Genomic DNA, 4682 nt, shown 5'->3' with positions numbered 1-4682 from the left:
GGGTAGCACCGACGAGCCAAAAATTTGATTTTGATGACAAGGTAAAATTTAAAACCTTTTTGTCAAATCCAAATTTACAGGTAGATGAAGAAGCGGATATTGAACTATTTTTGAAAGAGGATTTTTCGGATAAATACCAAAATTATCTTCAAGTTTTAGAGTTAGACGGTAGATACGATTATCATAAATATAAAGTTATCGAGATGATCCAAAAGCGTAAAGACTATCCCGATAGTCGTATCAAAGAACTAGCAAAATTGACCCAAAAAACTGAGGAAGAGGTAAAGCAAGATTTGTTTGGGATATATCTCAAAGAAGACCTCCACAAACGCCCCCTCAGCAAACTCATCAAAGACATTAGCGAAGAGTTAGGATTGGTATAGTAGAGGAAGATGGATCCCGTATCGAGTACGGGATGACGAGATAAGTCGCTACACAAATAGAAACCTAAAACGAAACAAGGTAAACTCACAACAGATAAAAAGGTGACACTATGATAGAAACAATTAATCAAATACGCGCTGAAGTAGCCAAAGTCGTTGTCGGACAGGAAAAAATGATCGACGGGTTGTTGATCGGATTGCTGTGTGATGGGCATATCCTGATCGAAGGGATTCCGGGACTGGCGAAGACGACAACGGTAAAAGCCCTTTCGCAATCGCTTGGGTTGGGATTTAAACGGGTGCAATTTACCCCCGATTTGCTTCCGAGTGACATTTTGGGTGCTGAGGTCTACGATCCGAAAAATAACGGATTCAAGATCAAAAAAGGGCCGATTTTTACCAATCTCCTCCTCGCCGATGAGATCAACCGCGCCCCTGCAAAAGTACAGTCGGCACTTCTGGAAGTGATGGCGGAGCGACAGGTGACACTGGGGGATGAGAGTTTTAAACTCTCCCCTCCGTTTCTCGTTATGGCGACGCAGAACCCCATCGAGAACGAGGGGGTTTATCCACTCCCTGAAGCGCAATTAGACCGTTTTATGCTCAAAATCAATGTCGGCTACAACACCCCCGAAGAGGAGCTATCCATCGCGCGGCGTGTCGGATCGGGACTCGGTGATGCTATTAACGTGGTAATCGATGCAGATCAATTGATCGCACTCAAAGAGAGAGTCAAAGCAATCCACATCGACGAAGAGGTGGAGAGATACATGATCAGCCTCGTTAGCGCGACACGTGATCCGCAAGCGTTTGGGTTGGGTGAGATCAAAGGGTTCTTGCAGTTTGGGGCCTCTCCGCGTGTGAGTATCGATATGTTTAAAGCCTCTCGTGCGGTGGCATTTTTACGCGGGCGGGAGTTTGTCACACCGAGTGACATCGCTTCAATCATCAAAGAGTTGATGCGTCATCGTTTGGTTCTCTCGTATGAAGCGGAAGCTGAGGGAGTTAATGTTGATGAACTGATCGAGAAGATTATAAAAGCGGTACCGATTCCATAATGAACAATAGTCGTCAGATCCTTATCAAAGCCCGCCGCCAGATCATCGGGGATCGGATCGGAAACAACCCCTCACTGTTTCGAGGAGAGGGGTTTGATTTTATCGAACTGCGCGAATACGTCAGCGGTGATGATACCCGTCACATCGACTGGAACGTTACGGCGAAGATGGGGAAACCTTACGTCAAAGTGTTTCGAGAAGAACGCGAGCTTAATGTCCTCACCGTCGCACTGCTCGGCGGAGGACTTCATTTCGGATCACAGAAGTTTAAGATCGAGTCTGTTGCCGAAGCGGTGGCATTGATCGGATACTCTGCGGTCGCAAACGGCGATGTTTTCGGCCACGCGAATTACTCCGAAACCCTCCGAAACGAGATTCGTCCCGCGAAAAAGCGGTTTTCGGTACAGCAGGCGACACAGTCTGTTTTGGATGCGGAAATACTGCATCACCGTGTTGATCTAACCCATAGTATCAAAGAGCTTTACCGACGGACGAAGCGAAGATCTCTGATCGTGTTGATCGGGGATTTTTTCGAGATTCCCGATTTGAGACTCCTCGCCCGCAAACATGAAGTGGTTGCCATCGTCGTGCGCGACCGTGCCGAAGAGAATCCTGAGGTGATGGGATTTAGCACCCTCATCGATCCTGAGAGCGGTGCCGTATTGGAGGGGGATTTCAATGAGCGAAGCGTGAAGCGCTACCGCGAGCGGGTCAGAGCGCATGACATCGAACTCTTTGAATCGTTTCGAAAAGCGGGAGTGCGGGCGAGCAAGCTCTATACCGATGCGAATGCGATTGTGACGTTGCGACGGTTGTTTGAGGGGAGAGTATGAAAGATTTGAATATTCCGCTTAATGACATCGCTCCGCTGGTGGAGATCCCCGATTATTCACTCTATTATTTTATCGCGGTGGTTCTCATAGCGGTTGCTTTGAGCTTGGCACTCATTTTGGCACTCCTCAAGCAGATTCGAAAACGTCGTGTAAATCTCCGCCGTGAGCGTTTTAACGCACTCTCATCGGTCGATTTCTCCGACCCTAAACGTGCCGCGTACACCATCAGTGAGCTCGGACGTGTGTTTGCCTCCGATAACGAACGTACAGAAAAGGCATATCATAACCTCTTTGAGCGTTTGGCGCCCTACAAATACGCTCCGAAGGTGGAGATGATCGACGAGGAGACGATAGGGTATTATCGCCTCTATTTAGAGATTATCGATGCTTGAGGGGATTTATTTCCAGTTTCCTAAGCTCGGATTTATCCTCTTTTTCTTTCTCGCATGTGAGGCACTTTGTCCTCTTCGCAGTAACCCGATCTATTTTCCCCGCAATGCACTGTTTGGAACACAAGAGAGCAAGCCTCCTCTGTGGATGTGGGTTGCCAAATGGGCGATGATCTCCTTATTTATCGTCGCGTTGATGTCTCCCGTTCGGGAGGTGAAAGAGGAGGTGAGAGGATACGATATCCTCCTTGCACTCGATCCATCATCGATCCAGCCTGAAACATTGGAGGATATCCGATCGTTTATCGAAAAACGCCCAACGGATCGTTTTGCCCTCTATGTCCCTGCTCCATCCCCTACGATTATCCCCCTCACCGAGGATCATGAGACGTTTCTAAAAATCCTCTCTCAGCTCACAAAAGAGAACTCTGAGGAGAAAGTAACCAAAGAGATAGAGCGTTTTTTCTCCACCACACCAGAAGCGAGCGGGTGGGTGATAATCCTATCCAAAGAGCCTAAAAAATGGGTTCGTTCTCTCCCGATAGGGGTCGAAGTGAGTATTATCGAACCCACTGAGGATTGGGTAGGGGTGTCTCATCACTCTCACCCTCCTTTTGGGAGGATTGCGGTAGAGAAATATTTTGAGTATTACTACATTTATCCCCTCTTTATCGGCTTTTTAGCGATGCTCCTCTATCTGTATGGCCGTAACCAAAAGGGATTGGCATGAGTTTTTTACATCCCGAATTTCTTTTTTGGTTACTACCGCTTAGCTTTCTCCTTTTTTATTTTTGGCTTACTCAAAAACCACTCCAAAATCGGTGGTTTAGCGAGGTGGTACTCGAAAAATTGCGTGCACCTGAGACCACTATGGGACTTAAGAGCCGTAATATCCTTTTTCTTGTATCTACGCTCTTAATCATCCTTGCTATGGCTCAACCGGTGATTATTGATTCGACACCGATAGAGGGGAAAGAGCTTCATATTGTCATGGCGATAGATCGGAGTAATGAGCATTTTGAGCAGATCCGATCATTGGCACGTTCAACTCTCTATTCTGTTTTGGGTGAGAATATTGAACTGATGGCATACGATGATAAGCTCTATGAAATCGCACCGCGTAGTAATGACGGGGGGATATTAGGGGAGTTGATACGCCATTTAACCCCTTCTGATAAACCTTCCAATCGTGATGTGTTAACGGAAAAGTTGGCTCAGCGTGAAGCGGATATGAAGATTCTTATCACCTCCATGCCGTTTAAAATCGAGGGTATGATGATGGTTGCTTCCCCATCGGATGTTTTGGTCGTCCATGAAAAATTGCTAGAGCTTAGAAACAACCATCGTCTTCAAGAGCATATCCCCCTCTTTTTTTATCCCTTAGGATTGGCGATGGTGTTGATTTTATTTGCGCTATCATCGATGAGTAAGCGTCAAAGTGTGAGTGTCGGTGTCATCCTTTTTGCTTTGAGTCTATCCCCTATGAACTCCCATGCAGGGATTTTGGATTTTAAAGAGCTCACTTCGGCGAGGGAGGCGTATGAATCGGGTGAGTATGAAAAAGCGGAGCGGATGTTTGCACGTCATCAGATGAAACACGATTCGCCTCAGGTGCGGTATAACCGTGCGAATGCTCTGTATATGAGTGGACGATATGAGAGGGCGTGTTATTGGTACGAGAGGGTCTATACCACCGATCCGATACTGCAAAAGCGTCTCCGTTATAATTTAGAACAGAGTAGGGCAAAGATCGAAAGGAATAAACACGAGAGAAAAGAAGATGAAAATAGCAAACATAATATCCATTCTGAAAGGATGAATACTCCGATTCCAATGAGGCAAAAAAGAGAAACGAGATTGTATGAATTCTAATCTTGTATAACCCAAAATTTGAATATGTGGCTACGTTCGCCCTGAGCCTGTCGAAGGGTGTGCAGTTCATGGTTCGACAGGCTCACCACGAACGGAAAATAGGTTATGTTAAGAAGTCTATTTAAAAATATCGTAGAGTTTGTTTGC

At 46.3% G+C, this 4682-nt stretch carries 6 protein-coding genes; all 6 read left to right on the top strand.

The genetic code is table 11. From position 1 onward, the window contains the following. Positions 1-383 (top strand): hypothetical protein (locus WA010_RS08350; protein WP_422556669.1); only part of this gene is annotated, 383 nt, incomplete at its 5' end. Between the two features lie 110 nt (positions 384-493). Further along, positions 494-1441, top strand: a complete 948-nt coding sequence (locus tag WA010_RS08345) for an AAA family ATPase (RefSeq protein ID WP_422556668.1) — start codon at positions 494-496, stop codon at positions 1439-1441. Then, positions 1441-2274 (top strand): DUF58 domain-containing protein, encoded by an 834-nt coding sequence (locus WA010_RS08340; RefSeq protein ID WP_422556667.1) that lies wholly within the window; start codon positions 1441-1443, stop codon positions 2272-2274. The genes WA010_RS08345 and WA010_RS08340 overlap by 1 nt, the downstream gene beginning before the upstream one ends. Next, a complete protein-coding gene (locus WA010_RS08335) occupies positions 2271-2666 on the top strand; it encodes a hypothetical protein (protein WP_422556666.1) in 396 nt (131 codons plus the stop codon). The genes WA010_RS08340 and WA010_RS08335 overlap by 4 nt, the downstream gene beginning before the upstream one ends. Next, positions 2659-3393, top strand: coding sequence for a hypothetical protein (locus tag WA010_RS08330; protein WP_422556665.1), 735 nt, complete (start codon positions 2659-2661; stop codon positions 3391-3393). The genes WA010_RS08335 and WA010_RS08330 overlap by 8 nt, the downstream gene beginning before the upstream one ends. Further along, positions 3390-4535 (top strand): hypothetical protein, encoded by a 1146-nt coding sequence (locus WA010_RS08325; RefSeq protein ID WP_422556664.1) that lies wholly within the window; start codon positions 3390-3392, stop codon positions 4533-4535. Before WA010_RS08330 ends, WA010_RS08325 begins: the two co-directional genes overlap by 4 nt. The last annotated feature ends 147 nt before the right edge of the window (positions 4536-4682 follow it).

Origin of the sequence: Sulfuricurvum sp., from assembly GCF_049305995.1 — a bacterium.
In the GTDB taxonomy this organism is placed as follows: Bacteria; Campylobacterota; Campylobacteria; order Campylobacterales; family Sulfurimonadaceae; genus Sulfuricurvum.
Note: the sequence above shows the minus strand (reverse complement) of the source record. Positions and strands in the feature narration are given on the sequence as shown.

What these genes read in the sequence shown, in the direction of transcription:
- WA010_RS08345 (WP_422556668.1), top strand. Translation starts at nt 494, where the DNA reads ATGATAGAAACAATTAATCAAATACGCGCTGAAGTAGCCAAAGTCGTT.
- WA010_RS08340 (WP_422556667.1), top strand. Translation starts at nt 1,441, where the DNA reads ATGAACAATAGTCGTCAGATCCTTATCAAAGCCCGCCGCCAGATCATC.
- WA010_RS08335 (WP_422556666.1), top strand. Translation starts at nt 2,271, where the DNA reads ATGAAAGATTTGAATATTCCGCTTAATGACATCGCTCCGCTGGTGGAG.
- WA010_RS08330 (WP_422556665.1), top strand. Translation starts at nt 2,659, where the DNA reads ATGCTTGAGGGGATTTATTTCCAGTTTCCTAAGCTCGGATTTATCCTC.
- WA010_RS08325 (WP_422556664.1), top strand. Translation starts at nt 3,390, where the DNA reads ATGAGTTTTTTACATCCCGAATTTCTTTTTTGGTTACTACCGCTTAGC.